We start from the raw sequence: 18,608 nt of genomic DNA, 5'->3' as shown, positions 1-18,608 counted from the left end.
TGCCTCGTTGTCGCGAGGTCGTACGGTGTTACTTGGTGGCCGGAACCAGTTCCGCCTGATGCTGAATGACGTTGTCCACCAGACCGTACACCTTGGCATCTTCGGCGCTCATGAAGCGGTCACGATCCGTGTCGCGCTCAATCTGCTCCACCGGACGGTTGGTGTGCTTGGCCATGAGTTCGTTCATCTTCGAACGGAGATACAGGATTTCCTTGGCCTGAATCTCAATGTCCGACGCCGAGCCACCGCCACCGTTCTGCGACGGCTGGTGAATCATGATGCGGCTGTGCGGAAGCGCGCTGCGGTGACCGGCGGCGCCGGCGCAGAGCAGGAACGCGCCCATGGAAGCCGCCATACCCATGCACGTGGTGTGCACGGGGGCCTTGATGAACTGCATCGTGTCGTACATCGCGAGGCCGGCCGAGACCGAGCCACCCGGGGAGTTGATGTACAGGTGAATGGGCTTCTCGGGGTTGTCCGCCTCGAGGAAGAGCATCTGCGCAATGATGATGTTCGCGACGTCGTCGTTGATCGGCGAGCCGAGGAACACGATGCGATCCATCAACAGGCGCGAGAAGATGTCATACGTGCGCTCGCCACGGCTCGAGCGCTCGATGATGTACGGCATGTAGATCGATGCCATGCTTCGTTCTCCTTACGGGTAACTGCGGAGACGGAGGCTTACGCCGCCGTCACGGGATTCTTCTCGAGCAACCAGGCGAACACGCGCTCTTCGGTCACTTCGCGTTCAATTTCCTGGAGCTTTCCCTGCTTCTGGAGCTGCGCGTACACCTGACCGGGATCGGCGTTCCGGGCCTTGGCCAGATCTTCCACGCGTGCGTCCACTTCGGCCGCGCTGGCGGCGAGAGACTCACGTTCAGCAATGGTGTCGATGATCAGGTCACGACGCACCTGATTCTCGGCCATCGGCATGAATTCCTTGGCAAACGTCTGCTTCTGGGCGTCGGGCACGCCGTACATCTGCATGTACCCGTCCACCAGTTGCATGACCCACGCCTTGGGCACGTCAAACGGGTTGGCCTCGACGATCTGCTTGATGAGCTGGCCGCGCACGTCGGCATCCGACTCGCGCTTGCTGTGCTCACCCATGTCCACACGCACGGCGGCGCGCAGGGCGTCGATGGTGTCGAAGTCGCCGATTTCGCGAGCGAAGGCGTCGTCGAGCGCCGGCAGCGCCTTGCGCTTGACGTCCTTGACAACGACCCGCACCAGCTTGGACACGCCGCGCTGCGTCTCGTCGGGGAAATCATCGGGCCAGCGCACCGACTTCTCGTTGGTGGCGCCAGGGGCCGTTTCCATGACCAGCTCTTCGATCCCGGCAATGGCCTGACCGCCGCCGAGCACGAGGCGGTATTCCTTGCCCTCGGGAAGCGAACCGTCTGCTTCGGCGGTGGAAAGCAGCACGGTGACCATGTCACCTTCCGCGGCCTTGTCTTCCACCGGCGTCCACTCCGCCTTCTGTTCGCGCAGGCGTTCGATTTGCTCTTCGATCAGCTCGTCGGTGACGGCCGTTTCGGTGCGCGTCACGGCAAAACCGTCGAGCTTGTCGAGGGCCAGTTCCGGACGCACTTCGCAGTGCAGTTCGAACTCGAGCGCCTGGCCGGGCTCGGCCTTGACGTCGTGCACATGCGGCTGCGCGGCGAGCTTGAGCCCTTCGCGTTCGATCGCTTCGCGGAAGGCCTCGTTGATCACGAGCTCAATGGCTTCCTGGCGCACGGCCTCGGGAAACTTCTTGCGCACCATGGATGGCGGGGCCTTGCCGGGACGGAAGCCCGGCAGGCGGACCTGCGTCGCGTACTTGCGCGCCGCCTGGTCTTCGTAGGATGCCACGGTGTCGGCCGGCACCGTGATCTGCAGGCGCCGCGAGACACCAGCGGTCTCGGTCGGAGTGATTGTGATGTTCATCCCGAACAATCTAGTGGGGGAAGGGAGCGGAAGTAGACCCCCACCGGGCAGCGATTACACCGGCTGCAGGGTGGGGGCAGGGGAGGGCGCCGCCCGTTTGGCGGGGACCCCCCCAATCAGCTCGGCCACGATCTTGCCCGAGGAAATCACGCCGGGGAGGCCAGCTCCCGGGTGGGTGCCGGCGCCACAGAAATACAGGTTCGGGATGTCCTTGCTCTGGTTGTGCGGGCGCATGTAGGCCGACTGCGTGAGCACTGGCTCGGGACCGAAGGCGCTGCCCATGTAGCTGTTGAGCGTGGATTCGAAATAGCGCGGGTCGATGCGGCGTTCGGTCACGATGTGCTTCTGCAGGTCGGGCACGTAGCGATCTTCGAGGTACTGCATGATGCGATCGCGGTAACGCTGGCTCACCGCTTCCCAGTCGGTATTGCTCCCCAGATGCGGCACGGGGGAGAGCACGTACCAGCAATCGTGCCCCGGCGGCGCCAGCGACGGGTCGGTGGCAGTCGGGCGGTGCAGGTACAACGAGAAATCGTCGGACAGAATCTTCTTTTCGAAGATGTCTTCGAGCAGATGCTTGTAGCGCGGGCCCATGATGATCTCATGGTGCGCGATGTTGTCATACTTGCGGTTGGTGCCGAAGTAGATGACGAACAGCGACATGCTGTGGCGCAGGTTCTCCACCTTCCGGTTGGGCATGCTGGGACGCACGGCTGGTGGCAGCAACGTGCGGTACGCCTGTGCGAGATCTCCGTTGCACACCACCGCATCAGACTTGAGTTGCTGCCCATTCTTGAGCTTCACGCCACTGGCCCGACGCTTCTCGTCCACCAGGATTTCCTGCACTTCGCTTTCGTAGCGAATCTCGCCGCCAAGATCTTCGAAGGCCTGCACCAGGGCGCGCACGAGTGCACCCGTGCCTCCCATGGCAAACATCACGCCCCACTGCTGTTCCAGCTTGTGGATGAGTGCGTACACGCTGGACGAACGAAACGGATTGCCGCCCACCAGGAGTGGGTGGAAGGAGAAGACCTGCCGCAGGCGCTCGTCCTTGATGTATTTCCCGGCCAGCCCCGCCACGGAGACATCGGCGCGCATGCGAATGAGATCGGGCACGACGCGCAACATCGAACCCATCGTCAGGAACGGCTTGTCGATGAGCGACATGCCGGTGTTGAAAATGTCCCACGCTTTTTCACGGAACCGCTGGTAGCCCTGCACGTCACGCGGCGAGAATTCGCCCACCTGACGAACGAGGTCTTCCTTGTCACCGTTGTAGTGGAACACCGACCCGTCTTCGAACCGGATGTTGTAAAACGGATTCAGCAGCACCAGCTTGATGTAGTCCTCGGTTTTCTTCCCGGTCAGTGCGAACAGTTCGTCCAGCACCCACGGCGCCGTGATGATGGTGGGACCGGCGTCGAAGCTGAAACCGTCCTGTTCGAAGACGTAGGCACGGCCGCCCGCCTTGTCGAGCTTCTCGACAATCGTGACCTGGTGCCCCTGGGCCTGCAGGCGAATGGCGGCGGCGAGGCCGCCAAATCCGCTACCGATGACAACAATGCGCATAACCGAAGTGCTCTGAGGGATCGTGACGCCTGCGGGATGCGTGCTTAACGCTTCAGCAGGACGGCAATGTGCCAGAGGTGAATGACCATTGCGCACAACATCGCAACGGCAAACCCCTCGGGTGACGGATCGGGACGACGATGAAAGATCATGGCCGCCACGAGCGAACCGCCGGCGCCAAGAAACGAAACAATGCGGGCGATGTTGGGCCGCCCCAGCACCGAGTCGGGGTTGCGCCGCTGCCAGATCACCAGCACCAGCGCCTCTACCGCAATGAGGACGAGAATGCCGATGGGCAGTGCATCGGAATCGAAGATGGGAACGAGGCGATCCATACCGCAGTCGTAAAGGCTAACGCACACCAATCGTGCTGTGTGCCCGGAAAACCCCTATGGGGTCGTGGACGAATTGCAAACGGCCGGGCTGGGGCCCGGCCGTTCTGGTACAGACTGCCCAGTCTATGGTTATCGGGAACTGAGCGCGCCGTCGCCAACCCGGCTCAACGGAGCGGTGCCAAGGCTGGTCAGCGGCGCGGGGTCGTTGCGAAGCGCCGCCCAGAGCGGCACCACCATGGCAATGGTTCCGAGCACGCCGGCCGGGACCATGTCCCAGCGGAAGCAGATCGCCAGCGGCAGCAGGCCGTTGATGGCGTACAGCGCAATCGGGAGGCGGTGCGGGGACACCTTGGCCACCCATTCCGACGGCGGGATGACCATGAGCATTACGCGGGCTACGATGATTCCGGTGAGGAGCCACCCCAGCCAGTTGGTGATTGGCATGCCGAAGAAGATCGGGTTGCCGATCGCCTGCTCGAAGGCGCTCCGGTTGGAGAGATCGCCGATCTGCCAAAACCAGTGATTGGTCTTCACCATCGCCGGGTCCATCGACACATCCCACAGCGTGAGCACTACGCCGCCGACGAAGGCCCACCACCACTTCGACGTGTTGTCATCCTTGGCCGGCAGGAAGCGCCCGCAAATGGCCAGCGAGGCGACCAGCATGTAGAACCACGACGTCGGGATGTTGAACGGCACGCGTTCAAACAACTTGTAGCCAAGCTGACTGGTGTACTCGTACGCGCCGAACGGATAGTCGGTGACCGTGCCTGCGTACTCCGACGTAAAGGCCAGCACAAAAGAGATGCCGAAGGTAATCAATGCCTTCCGCATGCCCACGGCGTACGCCAGAAACGCGAGGCCGGAGATGGCGCCCAGCGTCACCGTCGTGGCGCCCCCGTACGCGTACCCCATGGCCATCACCTTCTGGTTCTGGGGTTCCTGGAGCCAGTCCGGATAGGGCGGGAGGAGAAAGGTCGCGAAGGCGAACGCCGAAAACGCGCTGAAGAACAGATGGCCCAGCAGCGTGATCGAGGCGATCTTGAACAGCGTCGACTTCGAGGTGTCCTGCAGATCCGTATAAGGGGTCATACCTACTGCACCTCAGGCGAGACGGACGAGCGCGTCGGCGTTGGACGACGCGGTGTTGGGTTCCCACACGATGCGCGGGCCGTGGCCCAGCGCCGACAGGTCGGGCGTGGGCGCACGATAGCGCCACGCATTCCACAGGATGCCCACGCGCGCCAGGCGGCCGATTCGCGCCCGCGACGAAATGGTGTCGTAGCCCTGTGCCTCGATCGCGGACAGAATACCGGCATAGCCGTTGGCGCAGGCCGCCGCACACCGCTGGGCATCCGCTTCCAACAGGGCAATGCCCGGCATGGCCGCTGCATACAGCGCGCGGGCGCGGCTCACCTCGAAGGCCATGAGCTTGGCCCACGACGGATTCCGCGCCAGCGACGGGTCGCGGGACAGCACGTCCTGGGCGGTCAGTCCGAAGCGGGCCATGTCCTCGGCCGGCAGGTAGCAGCGCCCGCGGTGGGCATCTTCACCCACATCCCGCAGGATATTGGTGAGTTGCATGGCGGTGCCAAGGGTACGCGCATACTGGATTGCCTTGGTACGCATGGCGGGCCCGGCCGGTACGCCAAAGACGTAGGTGCACATCTCACCCACCGAACTGGCCACCCCTTCGCAGTACTGCTCAAGCTCAGGCCACGTGGCGTAGGTGTGCGCTTCGAGGTCGCGCCCCACCCCATCCAGCAATTCGAACAGGGGATCCGGCGCCACATCGTAGGCCCGGGTGACCCACGCCATTTCACGAAAAATCGGGCCAGCCGGGCGCCCATCAAGGGCCGCCTGCAACTGATCACGGTAGCCGTCGAGCTCGATCCGTAACGCGCCGAGATTGTCGTGATCCGCCTGATCGACCAAGTCGTCAGCGACGCGGCAGAATGCGTACAGGGCATAAGCCGCACGACGCTTCTCTGGGGGCAGCAGCTTGCTGGCCAGCGAAAAGGTGCGGGCATGAGCCATGGTGATACGGGCGCACTCCGCCGCATCGTTGAGCGAAGCGGGTGCGATCATGCCACCGAACTCGGGAGACGCCGAGATTTCATCGAAGCGATGTGAGGCAGGGATGAGGATGGCACACACATGGACGCGGAATCGGATGAGCCGTCCGGCACGAGCTTAACGCCGGACGCCGCCTCGGGTTCCTGCGGATTATGGCAGGGTCGCGGTAGGACACAGGGCATAATAATGAACCTGCGACCGCTTGGTCCAACTGTCAACATAGGCTGACACCTTGTCTGTCAACTTTTTGTGACAATAGTGTGGCAGTCAGGGCTCAGCGTCGGGCGACGGGGAGCCGTTAGGCAGGTACGACCTCGAGGTCGGGCATTCCCCGATGCCCTCAATTCGGTCCACCCGCCTCTGTTCTGCTTCCCGCGGGCAGTGGCCGCCGAGCGATGCCGCTTGACGGAGGCTGTCCCCGGGTTCACGTTGGCGGATCTGGCAGATCAGCTTGCCGACCGGTACACCCCATTACCATTCGGGATCCCGGGCGCAGCCCTTTGTCATTCCCGCCAAGTACCAGGCCCGACTCCCCAGTGCCTGCTCGATGACGCCGTATATCACGTTTCTGCTGTATCTCTCCGCCATCGTCGGCTTTGTCGGCCTGGCGCTGACCCTGAACGCGTTGTTGGGCCCCAAGCCCGCCGCGACGTCCACCAAGCTCGAACCCTTCGAGTGTGGCGCGACGCCCGTGGATATCCTCAACGTCAAAGCGGTCCCCATCAAGTATTACGCGGTGGCGATCGCGTTTCTGCTGTTCGATCTCGAAACGATGTTTCTGTTCATCTGGACCCTGGGCGCACGGCCGCTCTCAGGGTTCATGGTGTTCACGTTCTTCTTGTTTACGGCTTTGCTGGTGCTGTGCCTGCTCTACGTCTACAAGGCGCGCATCCTCGAAGCGGTGACGGAGTAGTCGATGTACGGGAAGCGCCTCCCCATTGTCGATGCGGCCGGACGGGCTGTCTCGACCGGTCCCGCCGTTGAGCCTCAGGCCAAGGCGGCCACGTTCGAGTACCTGACCACCCGGAAAGACGAACTGGTTGGCTGGGCCCGCAAGTTCTCGCTCTTTCCCTATCCATTCGTAACAGCCTGCTGCGCCATGGAATTCATGGCCGTCAGCTCGTCCAACTACGACACCGATCGCTTCGGTGCCGCGCTCCCGCGCTTCTCACCCAGACAGGCCGACTTGCTGATGGTGGTCGGGACCGTGACGCAGAAGCAGGCGCCCATTCTGCTCAAGGTGTACGAGCAGATGTGTGAACCCAAATGGGTCATGGCATTCGGGGTCTGTGCCAGTACGGGCGGCTTCTACCAGAACTATGCCTCGCTGCCGGGGATCGATCGCATCATTCCCGTGGACATCTACGTCCCGGGTTGTCCGCCTCGGCCCGAGATGGTCATCGATGGCATCATGCGGTTGCAGGAGAAGATCGCCAACGGGCGACATCCTATCATCAACGAACAATTCTGATCGTGACCGCCCCGATCTTTGAACTGCTGCAACAGCAGCTGGTCCCGGCGGATGCCGACGCGGCGTCCACCACGGCGGCAGCAGACGCAACGACACCGCCGGTGCGCTCACTGGGGGTGCAGCATGGCGTGCTGGTGCTGGCCATCACGCCGGCGGCGCTGCTGCCTTTGGCGCAGCGTCTCCGCGACGAGTTCACGTTTGATCTGTTTCTCGACGTGACGGCCGTGGACTGGCCGGGTGAGGCACTCCGCTTTGAGGTCGTGCATCACTTCTATTCCACCACGCACAAGGCACGGGTCCGACTCAAGATCCGCGTGCCGGAGAGCGACCCCACGGTGGAGTCCCTGACGTCGCTTTATGGATCGGCGGGCTATATGGAGCGCGAGTGCCATGACATGTATGGCATCGTGTTCCGGGGCAATCCCGATCTCCGTCCCATTCTCCTGTACGAAGGATTCGTGGGCCACCCCCTGCGCAAGGACTATCCGAAGCAGAAGGAGCAGCCGCTCGTGCCGTACCGTCCGCCACAGAGTGCCCTTGTCCGCTGAGCCCATCCTCCAGCCGCCGATCGCGAATCCGGTGCAGGCTGTCTTCACGGCTTCCCGTGATGACACCACCGTGGTCAACATCGGCCCCTCCCATCCGGCGACGCACGGCACCGTGCAGATCATCGCCGAGCTGGACGCCGAGAAAGTCGTGCGCACTGACGTGCACTGCGGCTATCTGCATCGTGGATTCGAAAAGGAGTGCGAGGATCACACCTGGCACAACCTCATCCCGTACGTTGACCGCCTGAACTACTGCTCTGCGCTGATCAACAACTTCGCCTATTGCGATGCGGTGGAGCAGCTCATGGGCATCGAGATCACGCCGCGTACCAAGTATCTGCGCACGCTGCTCGCCGAATACAATCGGGTGGCCGACCACCTCACCTGTGTGGCGGCGCAGCTCATGGAACTGGGCGCGCTCACGGCGTTCCTGTATCTCGTCACGGTGCGTGACTCGATGTACGAGCATCTCGCCGCCCTGACGGGCGCGCGAGTGACCTACTCCTATGGACGCATTGGCGGACTGGCGTTTGATGTGCCGGCTGGCTGGTTCAAACGTCTCGAAGAGATTCTGGGCGAATACGAGCAGTACATCGAACGCGTGCATGGCCTGGTAGACCGCAACCGCATCTTCATTGACCGCATGCGGAACGTGGGCGTGATCAGCACGAAGGACGCCCTGCACTGGGGCTTCACCGGGCCTATTCTGCGCTCTACGGGGGTGCCTCGCGATCTGCGCAAGGACACGCCCTATCTCGCGTACGGCGAACTCGATTTTGACGTGCCGGTTGGCATCAATGGCGACAACTACGATCGCTACTATGTCCGGATGCGCGAGATGGACGAGTCGGTGTACATGGTGCGTCAACTGCTCGAGATGATTCCCGAGGGCCCCATCATGGTGGATGACCGTCGGTGTGTGTTTCCCGACAAGGCCCTCGTGTACACCGAAATCGAATCGCTCATCAATCACTTCAAGCTGGTGATGGAAGGCCCGGTGGTACCGGCCGGTGATATCTATCTGGCGCACGAAGGCGCCAATGGAGAACTCGGGTTTTATATCGTGAGCACTGGTGACGGCCAGCCGCACAAAGTGCACGTCCGCTCTCCCAGCTTTGTGCACATGGGTGGCGTGCACACCATGCTCAACGGCTATCAACTTGCCGATATCGTCACCACGTTCGGGTCGGTGAACATGATTGGCGGCGAGTGCGATCGATGACGGGTCCGATGAACAACATTCAGCATCTCATTCCCGAATTCGAGCGGTGGAAGGAACGTTACCCCGCCGGCTTCGAGGGATCCCTGACCATTCCCTGTTTGCGCCGTATCCAGGAAGAGCGCGGGTACATCGCCGACAGCGATATCGATGAACTGGTGGCCTACCTGGGCGTGCCCCGAACGCAGGTGGACGAAGTCCTCGGCTTCTACACCATGTTCACGCGTACGCCTCTGGGGCACCACCATCTGCAGGTCTGCCACAACGTGTCGTGCTCGCTGCGGGGGGCCGACGGACTGCTCAAATATTTGTGCGGTCGGCTCGGCATTCAGCCCGGCGAAACCACGCCCGACGGCAAGTTCACCGTGAGTACCGCCGAGTGCCTCGCCTCCTGCGGCACCGCTCCCATGATGATGGTGAACGAGGCGTACCATGAGAATCTCACGCCGGCTGCCGTGGACGCCTTGCTCGAGGAACTGACCAAGTGACGTCACCCGCCACCTATCCCATGCCGGAGTTGTCGGGGCGAAAGTTCTTCATGAACTTCCCACCCACGGAGCAATCGCATTCGCTCCACGACTACCGTGCGCGTGGGGGATATCAGGCGCTTGAAAAGGCACTGAAAGAGCTGCAGCCAGCCGATGTGACCAAGGAAGTGCTGGCCGCGGGATTGCTCGGACACGGTGGGGCTGCGTTCCCCGCCGGACGCAAGTGGGGCGTCATCAAGCCCAACGATGGCGAAGATCACTTTGTCTGCATGAACGCCGATGAAGGAGAGCCCGGGACGTTCAAGGATCGCTGGATCCTTGAATACACGCCGCACCTGTGTCTGGAAGGGCTGATCCTGGCATCGTATGCGATTGGTGGCCGCCACGCGTTCATCTACATTCGCGGCGAGTTTGATCTGCCGTTCCGTCGCATTCAGGCCGCGGTGGACGAAGCGTACGAGGCCGGGCTTCTTGGCAAGAACATTCTGGGGACCGCGTATTCCCTCGATGTCGTGGTTTACCGCGGCGCCGGGTCGTATGTGTGCGGCGAGGCCTCCGCGATGCTGGCGTCGCTGGAAGGGCGCAAGGGCTGGCCGCGTAACCGCCCGCCTCGGCTCACGGTGAAAGGGCTCTACCAGAAGCCCACCGTCGTGAACAACGTGGAAACGCTGGCCAACGTGCCGGTCATCCTGAATCTGGGCGCGGTGGAGTTCAAGAAGACCGGCACTCCCAAGAGCCCCGGCACGCAAATGATCTCCATTTCCGGACACATCGCGCGGCCGGGAGTCTATGAAGTGGAGTATGGCTACTCGTGGGAGAAGTTCCTCTACGAGGACTGCGGAGGCATGCAAGGTGGTAAAGCGCTCAAGTGCATCATTCCGGGGGGCGTCTCCACCAAGATTCTCAACGCCCAGGAGATCAAGGGCGTCACGCTCGACCACAACAGTGCCGTGGCCGCGGGATCGCAATTGGGGTCCGGTGGCATGATCGCCGTAGCCGAGGGCACCTGCATGGTACGCCTCGCCCGCGTCATCCAGCGGTTTTATCACCATGAGTCCTGCGGACAGTGCACGCCATGCCGGGAAGGCATGGGGTGGATGGAACGCATTCTCGATCGCATCGTGCGCGGGGAAGGGCGGCCGGAAGACATCGATCGGCTGTATCGCATCTCGAACGCCAACGACGGCACCACCATCTGCAGTCTTGGCGACTCGGCGGGATATGCCTGCACGGCCATTCTCGATCATTATCGCGAAGAATTCGAGTACTACATCCTGAACGGTCGCTCCATGTTTGATGGCCGACTCGCCGTGGACGATCCGTTCGACGGCGCGGTGCCCGCGCCCTTGTACCATGGGGTTGCCGTATGAGCGACGCACTGCGGCGGCGGGGGAATAACGAACCCGTGAACACGGCCAAGACCCTGGAGTTCTTCATCAACGGGGAGCCGTGTACGGCGTATCAGGGGGAGTCCGTCATTCAGGCGGCTCAACGGGCTGGCGTAAGCATTCCGCACTTCTGCTGGCACCCGGAACTCTCCGTTCCCGGCAATTGCCGTATCTGCATGGTGGAAGTGGAGCAGGATGCTGGCGATCCGTGGTTTGATATCGGGTGCAACATGCCCGTAACCGCCGGCATGCGGGTGCTGACGGAAACGGATACGGTGAAGAATCTGCGTCGCGACACGATGCAGTTCATCACGCTCAATCATCCGGTCGATTGCGGCATCTGCAACAAAGCCGGTGAATGCATCCTGCAGGACTATCACTACGAGCATAACGGGCAGGCCTCGCTCTCCAGCGATCGGAAGAACCATGCGACCAAGTTCTATCCGCTGTCCGATCGGATCATGCTGGACAACGAGCGGTGCATCATGTGCACCCGCTGCGTGCGCTTTACGCACGAGGTCTCGGAGTCCCATGCGCTGGCTGCCGTCTATCGTGGCGACCATGCCCTCATTCGTCCGGCCGAAGACGCCAACTTCAATGAGGATGCCTATTCGGACAATGTGATCGACATCTGTCCGGTGGGGGCGTTGCTCTCGCGGGAGAATCTTGATCACGCCCGCGTGTGGTACACCAAGGCGACGCCGAGTGTGTGCCCGGGATGCTCGCGCGGGTGCAGCGTGAACATCTGGCACCGCAAGCCTGAGTGGGCGCTCAAGGCGCTGGATCCGCAGCTCAATGTGCGCATCGAACGGGTCACGCCGCTGGAGAACAGTGCGGTGAACGGGCCGTGGATCTGCAACAAGGGGCGGGACCTGGCCAAGCTGTTCGAGCGGCCCCGAGCCACGCAGGCCATGATGCGAGGGCAGGGAGTGGAGGTAGCTACGGCCACGGCCAATGCCGCCGCATTGCTGGCCTCCGCGCGCCGCGCGGTCGCGCTGGTTTCCAGCTGGGGGTCCAACGAAGAGTTGTCGGCCTTTGCCTCCGCGTTCGCCTCCCGGTTGGGCAAGACGCTCACGGCGTATAGCAAAGCCGATCACGCACCGCAGGTCGGCGAGGTATTGGAAGACCAGCTGCTCATCAAGGCCGACAAGAATCCGAATCTCACGGCCGCCGTATCGCATTTCCCCTTATTGCCCAACGATGTCGCCTCCGCTCTGGCCGGGGCGGATGTCGTGCTGGTGTGGGGCGAGGGCGTTGCGTCCGAGCAGCTGCCCGCAGGCGCCAAGGTCATTCGCCTTGAATCGTATGCGCACCCGTCGCACAGCACGGCCGACGTCTTTCTGCCGATCAGTATCCAGACGGAACGAAGTGGCCACTACACCAACTGTGAGGGCACGGTCACGCCGTTCTCCGCCTGCTTTGCGCCTAAGGCGCCGGTGGCGCACGCGGCCGAGCTGTTTGGGCCGCTGGCCGGAGTGCCAGCATGAACGGGCCAAGCATTCTCCCCGATCTGGCGGTGGCGCTGGTATTCATCGTGTACGCCATCGTCATGCTGTTGAGCTTTGGCGGGCTGCTGACCTGGGTGGAGCGCAAGCAGTCGGCCATCATGGCGGATCGTGTTGGCGCCAATCGGGCCTACATCCGTCTGCCGTTCACCAATATCAAGCTGGTATGGCTCGGGTTGTTTCACGGGATGGCTGATGGATTGAAGATGCTCCTCAAGGAGAACTTCAAGCCGAACACGCACGACAAGGTCGGCTATTTCCTGGCGCCGTTCATCGTGTTCACACCAGTCCTGCTGGTGTTCGCGGTGGTACCGTTTGGTGGTACGGTCATTCCCGGTCAGCTCATTCCGGCCTTGTCGCAATGGTTTGGCGATCGTGCCTATCCCATGCAGATCGCCAATCTTGATGCCGGGTTGCTGGTGGTCTTTGCGTTCAGCAGCCTGGGGATCATTGGGGCCATGCTCGCCGGGTGGGCGTCGGACAACAAGTTTTCGTTGCTGGGCGGATTGCGTGCCGGCTCGCAGATGATCAGCTATGAGCTGGTCATGGGGCTGACGGTGCTTGGCCTCATTCTCGTATACGGCAGTGTGAATCTGGGCGAGATTGTGCGCCAGCAGTCCGGCACGATCGGCGGGGTCCTGCCCGCGTGGGGCATCTTCTACCAGCCGTTCGCCGCCTTTCTGTTTCTCACGGCGGCCATCGCCGAGAACAAGCGCATCCCGTTTGACTTGCCGGAAGCGGAGTCGGAGCTGATCGCCGGGTATTTCACGGAGTACAGCGCGATGAAGCTGGGGCTGTTCATGTTCTCGGAGTTCATTCAGATCGCGGTCGTGGGCGCGCTGTTCGCCACTCTGTTCCTCGGCGGCTACAACCTGCCGTACATGACCGACGCCGGGTTCACCCTGCCGGGAGGGACCGAGATCGCGCTCAGTCAGGCGGTGCGGGTGCCGTTGCAGCTGGTCACGTTCCTTGGCAAGGTGGCGCTCCTGTGCGTCATCCAGATCCAGATTCGCTGGACGCTGCCGCGCTTTCGCTACGACCAGATGCTGGGCCTTTCCTGGAAGATGTTGCTCCCCTTGTCGCTGGCGAATCTCGTGGTGACGGTACTCTGGATGTGGCTGGTAGGAGGTGGGCAATGATCCGCGGCATCAAGAATCCCCCAACGCCAACGGCGGGTGTGACCGGGCCAGCGTTCGGCAATCAGCCTGGTGCGGTGCCGCCAGCCGGCGCGGGGAGTGCGCCGCGCAAGGTGGTTCGCTACGAGCGGAAGCAGTACTGGAACGAACCCACCATGACATTGTGGGAGCGCGCGTATCTGCCGGAGATTCTGAAGGGGCTCGCCATTACCAGCGGGATCTTCCTCCGGAACATGTTCAAATGGATCACCGGTCGGCGAGGGGCGGTGACCACGTACTATCCCGAGGAGAAGCGCGGAGATTTCGCGCCTCGCAACCGCGGGAAGCACATCCTGACGCAGCGGCCCGATGGATCGCCGCAATGCATTGCGTGCAACATGTGCGCGACGGTGTGCCCCGCCAAAGTCATCGAGATCGAGTCCGGATTCGATCCCGACGATCCGGCCCACCCCAAGTTTCCGGTACGCTTCGAGATTGACTACTCGCGCTGCGTGTTCTGCGGTATGTGCGTGGAAGCGTGCCCGGAAGACGCGATCCGGATGCAGGAAGACGTTCCGAACCTGGTCTCCGACGACCGCTACAACATGTGGATCACGATGGACGAAATGCTGACCTGGCGTCCGGAGAAGGACGTGGCCAAACCCTATCCGCCGAAACCGGTGCCATTGCAGCTCGGGGACAGCGTGAAGCGGGGGCGTGAGTCATCAACGCACTAATTCTGGCCGTCTTCGGCGCCCTGGCGCTCATCAGCGCGGTGTCGATGCTGGTCCTGCGAGAGCCCATGCGGGTGGCGCTGGCGCTCATCACCTCGATGACGTCGCTGGGCGCGGTGTACGGACTGATGGGGGTGCACTTCATCGCCGCGTTTCAGGTGCTCATTTACGTGGGCGCCGTGATGGTCTTCATGGTCTATGTCATCATGCTGCTCGAGGTGAAGGAAGCCCCGGGGAGCAAACGCTTTTCGCGGTTCGTCGTGCCAGGGGTGCTTGGCGGCGTGCTGCTGACCGGTGTGCTGGGCGTGGCGGTACTGCGCGGCACCGGAAGCACCGTCCCGGTGGCCACCGGCGATGTGTTTGGACTGGTGCCGTTCTCCTCGGCCTTTCTCACCCAGTATTGGCTCGAGTTTGAGCTGACCACCGTGTTTCTGGTGGGCGCCATCGTGGCGGCGTTGGCAGTGGTTGGTGTCAGCCGTCGGCGACAGGGATAACGGTATGGATCAATATCAAGCGATGCTCTGGCTGGCTGGAGCGCTGTTCAGTGTCGGTCTGCTGGGCGTGGTGATCCGTCGCAACGCTCTCGTGATGCTCATGTGCATGGAACTCATGCTCAACGGGGTCAATCTGAGCCTGGTGACCTTTTCGCAGCAGCGTGGCGATGCGGCCGGTGTGGTGATGGTCTTCCTGACGTTCGTGGTGGCGACGGCCGAAGTGGCCTTGGCCATTCCCATTGTGCTGCTGCTGGTCAAGCACGCGCGGTCGCTGGATGTGGACCGCTACTCTGAGCTCAAGGGTTAGACGCGCATGCCGCATATGTTGGCGCTCATCGCGCTGCTCCCCCTGATCGGGTTTCTCATCAACGGCACGTTTGCCACGGCACTGGGCGGTCATCGCTTCAGTCACCGGACGGCGGCGTTGGTGGGGTGTCTGGCGCCGCTGCTGGCCTTCGGGCTCACCGTGCAGGCGTTCTTCACGCTGCAGGGCAATGGGTATACCCCCATTGTCGAGCCGTTGTACCGCTGGGCCGCCATTGGCGACCGGACGTTCGACATCACGTTCTATTTCGATCGCCTCTCGGCGGTCATGACGCTCATTGTCACCGGGGTGGGATCGGTCATCCACATCTATTCCACCGGGTACATGCATGACGACAAGAGCTTCGGGCGCTTCTTTGCGTACCTGAATCTGTTTCTGTTCTTCATGCTGCTGCTCGTCCTCGGCCGCTCCATGCTGGTCCTGTTTGTCGGCTGGGAAGGGGTGGGACTGGCGTCGTATCTGCTGATTGGCTTCTGGTTTGACGACCTCGCCAATGCCGTGGCCGGGCGCAAGGCGTTCATCACCAATCGCATTGGTGATGCCGGATTTCTTCTGGGAATGTTCCTGCTCTACCGCGCCTTTGGCACGCTGGATATGGACGTCATCAATTCGGCCTTCACCACCGGCACCGCCACCATGGTGTCGGCCAGTCTGGTGGGGATGTTCCTCTTTGTTGGCGCCACCGGCAAGTCGGCTCAGATCCCGCTCTACGTCTGGCTCCCTGATGCCATGGCCGGCCCCACGCCGGTCTCGGCGCTGATTCACGCTGCCACCATGGTCACGGCCGGTGTGTATCTCGTGGCGCGCATGTCCGGGTTGTATCTGCAGGCCCCGGAGGCCTCACAGGTGATGGCCGTGATCGGCGTGCTGACCGCGTTTGTGGCGGCCACGATTGCGCTGGTCCAGCACGACATCAAGAAAGTGCTGGCCTATTCCACCGTGTCCCAGCTGGGGTTCATGTTCGTGGCGCTCGGTGTTGGCGCGTACGGCGTCGCCATCTTTCACGTGGTGACACACGCGTTCTTCAAGGCGTGCCTGTTCCTTGGGGCCGGGAGCGTGATTCATGCGCTCGGCGGTGAGCAGGATATCCGCAAGATGGGGGGGCTGCGCACCCGCATCCCGATCACCTTCTGGACGTTTGCGGTGGCGACGGCGGCCATTGCCGGTATCCCCGGGCTGGCCGGGTTCTTTTCGAAAGACGAGATCCTGTGGTACGCCTTTGCCAGTGAACGTGGGGGCGCACCCTGGCTGTGGGCGGTTGGTGCCCTGACGGCATTCATGACGGCGTTTTACATGACCCGGCTGCTGTGGCTCACCTTCTTTGGTGCGTCGCGCATGAGCCACGAGGTGGAGCACCATGTGCATGAATCGCCACTGTCGATGACCGCTGTGCTGGGCGTGTTGGCGGTGCTGTCAGCGGTTGGTGGGTATATCGGCATACCGCATTTTCTCGAGCCCATGATTCCATTGCCCAACGTGGTGGAGTCGCTTGAGCACTATGAGCACCCCCTGCTGTATGCCTCGGTGGCGATTGCCTTTGCCGGTGTGGGGCTCGCCGTGATGCTCTATCGTGGTCCCGCGTCGCGTCCAGAAGGACTGGCCCGCGCGGCCGGTCCGATCTACGGGCTGCTCCAGGGCAAGTACTTTGTAGATGAACTCTATGCGGCTGTGATCGTGCGGCCGCTGGCGTGGTTCTCTGACACCGTACTTTTCCAGGGCGCTGACCGTCTGGTGATTGACGGCTCCCTCAACCGTCTGGCCGGCTTGGCTCAGCGCACGGCCGGCCTGTTGGGCCGGATGCAGACGGGCAGCCTCCAGCTCTACGCTCTGCTGGTCATGGTGGGGATCGTCGGCGCTTTGCTTTGGAGCTGGCGTCATGTCTGATGCGCTCCTGTTGAATCTCGTGCTGTTCCTGCCGTTGGCGGGCGTGGCGTTGCTGGCGCTGGTGCGCGCCAATGCGGTTGCGGTGCGCATCACGACGGCGGTTGTGATGGCCGTGCAGTTTGTGATGGCGGCCCTTCTCTATGCCCACTTCGATGGTGGCGTGGCGGGGCTGCAGTTTGCCACATCCGTGCCATGGATTGCCGACTGGGGGGTCTCCTACGCCATTGGACTTGATGGCGTGAACATCCTGCTGGTGTTGCTGACGGCCTTTCTCGGGCCCCTGGTGGTGCTGGGCGCGTGGACTTCCATTGAGAAGGACATCACGTTCTTCCATGTGAACGTCCTGTTGCTGCAGTTTGCCATGATGGGCGCGTTTGTGGCACAGGATCTCTTCCTGTTCTACGTGTTCTGGGAAGCGATGCTCATTCCCATGTTCCTCATCATCGGAATATGGGGCGGGGCGCGACGCAGCTATGCCACGGTGAAGTTCGTGCTGTATACGGCGTTCGGCAGCATCCTCATGCTGGCGGCGCTCATTTACCTGGTGTGGGCCCTGCAGCAATCGGGCGGCGTGGTGAGCTTTGCCTTCAGTGACCTCATGCGCGCAGAGTTGCCGTTGAACGTCCAGACCACCTTGCTGGCGGCGTTCGCGCTGTCGTTTGCCATCAAGGTGCCGGTCGTTCCACTGCACACCTGGCTGCCGGATGCCCACGTGGAAGCGCCGACACCCGGATCCGTGATCCTGGCAGGCGTGCTGCTCAAGATGGGTACCTACGGTTTCATGAAGCTGGGCTTCCCGCTGTTTCCGGATGCCACGCAGGCATTCACACCGGTGCTCATGACGCTGGCCGTGGTGAGCATTGTGTACGGCGCCTGTCTGGCGCTGGTGCAGCAGGATATCAAAAAGATCATCGCCTATTCCTCCATCAGCCATCTGGGCTACGTGATGCTGGGGCTGCTCAGCCTCGACCTCGCGGGCATTCAAGGCGCGATCGTGCAGATGGTCAGCCACGGACTGGTGGCGGCCGGCTTGTTTCTGCTGGTGGGCATGGTGTACGAGCGCTGTCATACTCGTGAGCTGTCAGCCTATGGTGGACTGGCGCGACAGATTCCGGTCTATGGCGTGTTCTTCGTGATCTTCACGCTGGCGTCGGTAGGGTTGCCGACCACGAGCGGTTTCACCGGTGAATTCCTGGTGCTCCTGGGGGCGTTTACCGCCGCGTGGCCGCAGCATCTCGATGGCAACAACCTCCCGCTCATCCTGTCGATCACGGCGGTGACGGGTGTGGTCCTTGGCGCGCTCTACATGCTGCGCTTCGCGCTCACGTTCCTCTTCGGCCCGGCGAAGGCGCCGCATCAGCCGTTGATGGATCTTTCTGCGCGGGAAAAGTCGGTGTTGGCAATTCTCACGGTGTCCATCTTCGCGCTCGGGTTGTTCCCCGATAGCGCGCTTCGCAAGACCGAGCTGGCCGCCAAGACGTACCAGCAGCTCGTTTCCACCTCCCGCATTCCTGCCAATGCCCGGTAGTGA

Annotated in this window: 19 protein-coding genes; 13 read left to right on the top strand and 6 right to left on the bottom strand. The window is 62.2% G+C overall.

The window, feature by feature from the left end; translation table 11 throughout:
• Positions 1–28 precede the first annotated feature (28 nt).
• From GEMMAAP_RS12275 to GEMMAAP_RS12250, 6 genes are all read right to left on the bottom strand, one after another.
• Positions 29–643 carry an ATP-dependent Clp protease proteolytic subunit gene (locus GEMMAAP_RS12275; RefSeq protein ID WP_026849545.1) on the bottom strand — a complete coding sequence of 205 codons (615 nt, stop codon included), beginning with the start codon at positions 641–643 and terminating at the stop codon, positions 29–31.
• Between the two features lie 38 nt (positions 644–681).
• The gene (tig, locus tag GEMMAAP_RS12270) at positions 682–1,926 is read right to left on the bottom strand and encodes a trigger factor (protein WP_026849546.1); all 1,245 of its coding nucleotides are present in this window, start codon (positions 1,924–1,926) and stop codon (positions 682–684) included.
• Between the two features lie 54 nt (positions 1,927–1,980).
• The gene (locus tag GEMMAAP_RS12265; RefSeq protein WP_053334078.1) at positions 1,981–3,495 is read right to left on the bottom strand and encodes a phytoene desaturase; all 1,515 of its coding nucleotides are present in this window, start codon (positions 3,493–3,495) and stop codon (positions 1,981–1,983) included.
• Positions 3,496–3,539: 44 nt separating this feature from the next.
• The gene (locus GEMMAAP_RS12260; protein WP_026849547.1) at positions 3,540–3,830 is read right to left on the bottom strand and encodes a hypothetical protein; all 291 of its coding nucleotides are present in this window, start codon (positions 3,828–3,830) and stop codon (positions 3,540–3,542) included.
• Positions 3,831–3,959: 129 nt separating this feature from the next.
• Entirely contained in the window at positions 3,960–4,922 is a 963-nt protein-coding gene (locus GEMMAAP_RS12255; RefSeq protein ID WP_026849548.1) for a carotenoid biosynthesis protein, read from the bottom strand.
• Positions 4,923–4,934: 12 nt separating this feature from the next.
• Positions 4,935–5,918 (bottom strand): phytoene/squalene synthase family protein, encoded by a 984-nt coding sequence (locus tag GEMMAAP_RS12250; protein WP_145979115.1) that lies wholly within the window; start codon positions 5,916–5,918, stop codon positions 4,935–4,937.
• A gap of 535 nt (positions 5,919–6,453) precedes the next feature.
• Between GEMMAAP_RS12250 and GEMMAAP_RS12245 the strand changes: the two genes are divergently transcribed.
• Genes GEMMAAP_RS12245 through GEMMAAP_RS12185 form a run of 13 tightly spaced genes read left to right on the top strand, consistent with a single transcriptional unit; the run spans position 6,454 to position 18,605 of the window.
• A complete protein-coding gene (locus GEMMAAP_RS12245) occupies positions 6,454–6,819 on the top strand; it encodes an NADH-quinone oxidoreductase subunit A (protein WP_026849549.1) in 366 nt (121 codons plus the stop codon).
• Positions 6,820–6,822: 3 nt separating this feature from the next.
• Positions 6,823–7,377 (top strand): NADH-quinone oxidoreductase subunit B, encoded by a 555-nt coding sequence (locus GEMMAAP_RS12240; protein ID WP_145979114.1) that lies wholly within the window; start codon positions 6,823–6,825, stop codon positions 7,375–7,377.
• Between the two features lie 2 nt (positions 7,378–7,379).
• Entirely contained in the window at positions 7,380–7,925 is a 546-nt protein-coding gene (locus tag GEMMAAP_RS12235) for an NADH-quinone oxidoreductase subunit C (protein ID WP_238588132.1), read from the top strand.
• Complete coding sequence (gene nuoD, locus GEMMAAP_RS12230; protein WP_053334080.1) at positions 7,909–9,147, top strand: NADH dehydrogenase (quinone) subunit D; 1,239 nt, start codon at positions 7,909–7,911, stop codon at positions 9,145–9,147. The genes GEMMAAP_RS12235 and nuoD overlap by 17 nt, the downstream gene beginning before the upstream one ends.
• Positions 9,144–9,632, top strand: a complete 489-nt coding sequence (nuoE, locus tag GEMMAAP_RS12225; protein WP_238588131.1) for an NADH-quinone oxidoreductase subunit NuoE — start codon at positions 9,144–9,146, stop codon at positions 9,630–9,632. Before nuoD ends, nuoE begins: the two co-directional genes overlap by 4 nt.
• The gene (gene nuoF, locus GEMMAAP_RS12220; RefSeq protein ID WP_238588130.1) at positions 9,629–11,002 is read left to right on the top strand and encodes an NADH-quinone oxidoreductase subunit NuoF; all 1,374 of its coding nucleotides are present in this window, start codon (positions 9,629–9,631) and stop codon (positions 11,000–11,002) included. Before nuoE ends, nuoF begins: the two co-directional genes overlap by 4 nt.
• Entirely contained in the window at positions 10,999–12,507 is a 1,509-nt protein-coding gene (locus tag GEMMAAP_RS12215) for an NADH-quinone oxidoreductase subunit G (protein ID WP_053334081.1), read from the top strand. The genes nuoF and GEMMAAP_RS12215 overlap by 4 nt, the downstream gene beginning before the upstream one ends.
• Positions 12,504–13,664 carry a complex I subunit 1/NuoH family protein gene (locus GEMMAAP_RS12210; RefSeq protein WP_053334082.1) on the top strand — a complete coding sequence of 387 codons (1,161 nt, stop codon included), beginning with the start codon at positions 12,504–12,506 and terminating at the stop codon, positions 13,662–13,664. Before GEMMAAP_RS12215 ends, GEMMAAP_RS12210 begins: the two co-directional genes overlap by 4 nt.
• Positions 13,661–14,377, top strand: coding sequence for a NuoI/complex I 23 kDa subunit family protein (locus GEMMAAP_RS12205; RefSeq protein ID WP_238588129.1), 717 nt, complete (start codon positions 13,661–13,663; stop codon positions 14,375–14,377). Before GEMMAAP_RS12210 ends, GEMMAAP_RS12205 begins: the two co-directional genes overlap by 4 nt.
• A 44-nt stretch (positions 14,378–14,421) precedes the next feature.
• Positions 14,422–14,868 carry an NADH-quinone oxidoreductase subunit J family protein gene (locus GEMMAAP_RS12200; protein ID WP_053334083.1) on the top strand — a complete coding sequence of 149 codons (447 nt, stop codon included), beginning with the start codon at positions 14,422–14,424 and terminating at the stop codon, positions 14,866–14,868.
• A 4-nt stretch (positions 14,869–14,872) separates the two neighbouring features.
• Positions 14,873–15,175, top strand: coding sequence for an NADH-quinone oxidoreductase subunit NuoK (gene nuoK, locus GEMMAAP_RS12195; RefSeq protein ID WP_026849557.1), 303 nt, complete (start codon positions 14,873–14,875; stop codon positions 15,173–15,175).
• Positions 15,176–15,181: 6 nt separating this feature from the next.
• Positions 15,182–17,077 (top strand): NADH-quinone oxidoreductase subunit L, encoded by a 1,896-nt coding sequence (gene nuoL / locus GEMMAAP_RS12190; RefSeq protein ID WP_026849558.1) that lies wholly within the window; start codon positions 15,182–15,184, stop codon positions 17,075–17,077.
• On the top strand, positions 17,070–18,605 hold the full coding sequence (locus tag GEMMAAP_RS12185) for a complex I subunit 4 family protein (RefSeq protein ID WP_026849559.1): 1,536 nt from the start codon (positions 17,070–17,072) through the stop codon (positions 18,603–18,605). Before nuoL ends, GEMMAAP_RS12185 begins: the two co-directional genes overlap by 8 nt.
• The last annotated feature ends 3 nt before the right edge of the window (positions 18,606–18,608 follow it).

It is taken from the genome of Gemmatimonas phototrophica (assembly GCF_000695095.2).
Taxonomy (GTDB): Bacteria; Gemmatimonadota; Gemmatimonadetes; order Gemmatimonadales; family Gemmatimonadaceae; genus Gemmatimonas; species Gemmatimonas phototrophica.
The sequence above is the reverse complement of the archived record's forward strand: the minus strand, read 5'-3'. Positions and strand labels throughout refer to the sequence as shown.

Excerpts from the sequence above, each read along its gene's own strand:
- GEMMAAP_RS12275 (WP_026849545.1), bottom strand. The coding sequence starts at position 643 with ATGGCATCGATCTACATGCCGTACATCATCGAGCGCTCGAGCCGTGGC.
- tig (WP_026849546.1), bottom strand. The coding sequence starts at position 1,926 with ATGAACATCACAATCACTCCGACCGAGACCGCTGGTGTCTCGCGGCGC.
- GEMMAAP_RS12265 (WP_053334078.1), bottom strand. The coding sequence starts at position 3,495 with ATGCGCATTGTTGTCATCGGTAGCGGATTTGGCGGCCTCGCCGCCGCC.
- GEMMAAP_RS12260 (WP_026849547.1), bottom strand. The coding sequence starts at position 3,830 with ATGGATCGCCTCGTTCCCATCTTCGATTCCGATGCACTGCCCATCGGC.
- GEMMAAP_RS12255 (WP_026849548.1), bottom strand. The coding sequence starts at position 4,922 with ATGACCCCTTATACGGATCTGCAGGACACCTCGAAGTCGACGCTGTTC.
- GEMMAAP_RS12250 (WP_145979115.1), bottom strand. The coding sequence starts at position 5,918 with ATGATCGCACCCGCTTCGCTCAACGATGCGGCGGAGTGCGCCCGTATC.
- GEMMAAP_RS12245 (WP_026849549.1), top strand. The coding sequence starts at position 6,454 with ATGACGCCGTATATCACGTTTCTGCTGTATCTCTCCGCCATCGTCGGC.
- GEMMAAP_RS12240 (WP_145979114.1), top strand. The coding sequence starts at position 6,823 with ATGTACGGGAAGCGCCTCCCCATTGTCGATGCGGCCGGACGGGCTGTC.
- nuoE (WP_238588131.1), top strand. The coding sequence starts at position 9,144 with ATGACGGGTCCGATGAACAACATTCAGCATCTCATTCCCGAATTCGAG.
- GEMMAAP_RS12215 (WP_053334081.1), top strand. The coding sequence starts at position 10,999 with ATGAGCGACGCACTGCGGCGGCGGGGGAATAACGAACCCGTGAACACG.
- GEMMAAP_RS12210 (WP_053334082.1), top strand. The coding sequence starts at position 12,504 with ATGAACGGGCCAAGCATTCTCCCCGATCTGGCGGTGGCGCTGGTATTC.
- GEMMAAP_RS12205 (WP_238588129.1), top strand. The coding sequence starts at position 13,661 with ATGATCCGCGGCATCAAGAATCCCCCAACGCCAACGGCGGGTGTGACC.
- GEMMAAP_RS12200 (WP_053334083.1), top strand. The coding sequence starts at position 14,422 with ATGCTGGTCCTGCGAGAGCCCATGCGGGTGGCGCTGGCGCTCATCACC.
- nuoK (WP_026849557.1), top strand. The coding sequence starts at position 14,873 with ATGGATCAATATCAAGCGATGCTCTGGCTGGCTGGAGCGCTGTTCAGT.
- nuoL (WP_026849558.1), top strand. The coding sequence starts at position 15,182 with ATGCCGCATATGTTGGCGCTCATCGCGCTGCTCCCCCTGATCGGGTTT.
- GEMMAAP_RS12185 (WP_026849559.1), top strand. The coding sequence starts at position 17,070 with ATGTCTGATGCGCTCCTGTTGAATCTCGTGCTGTTCCTGCCGTTGGCG.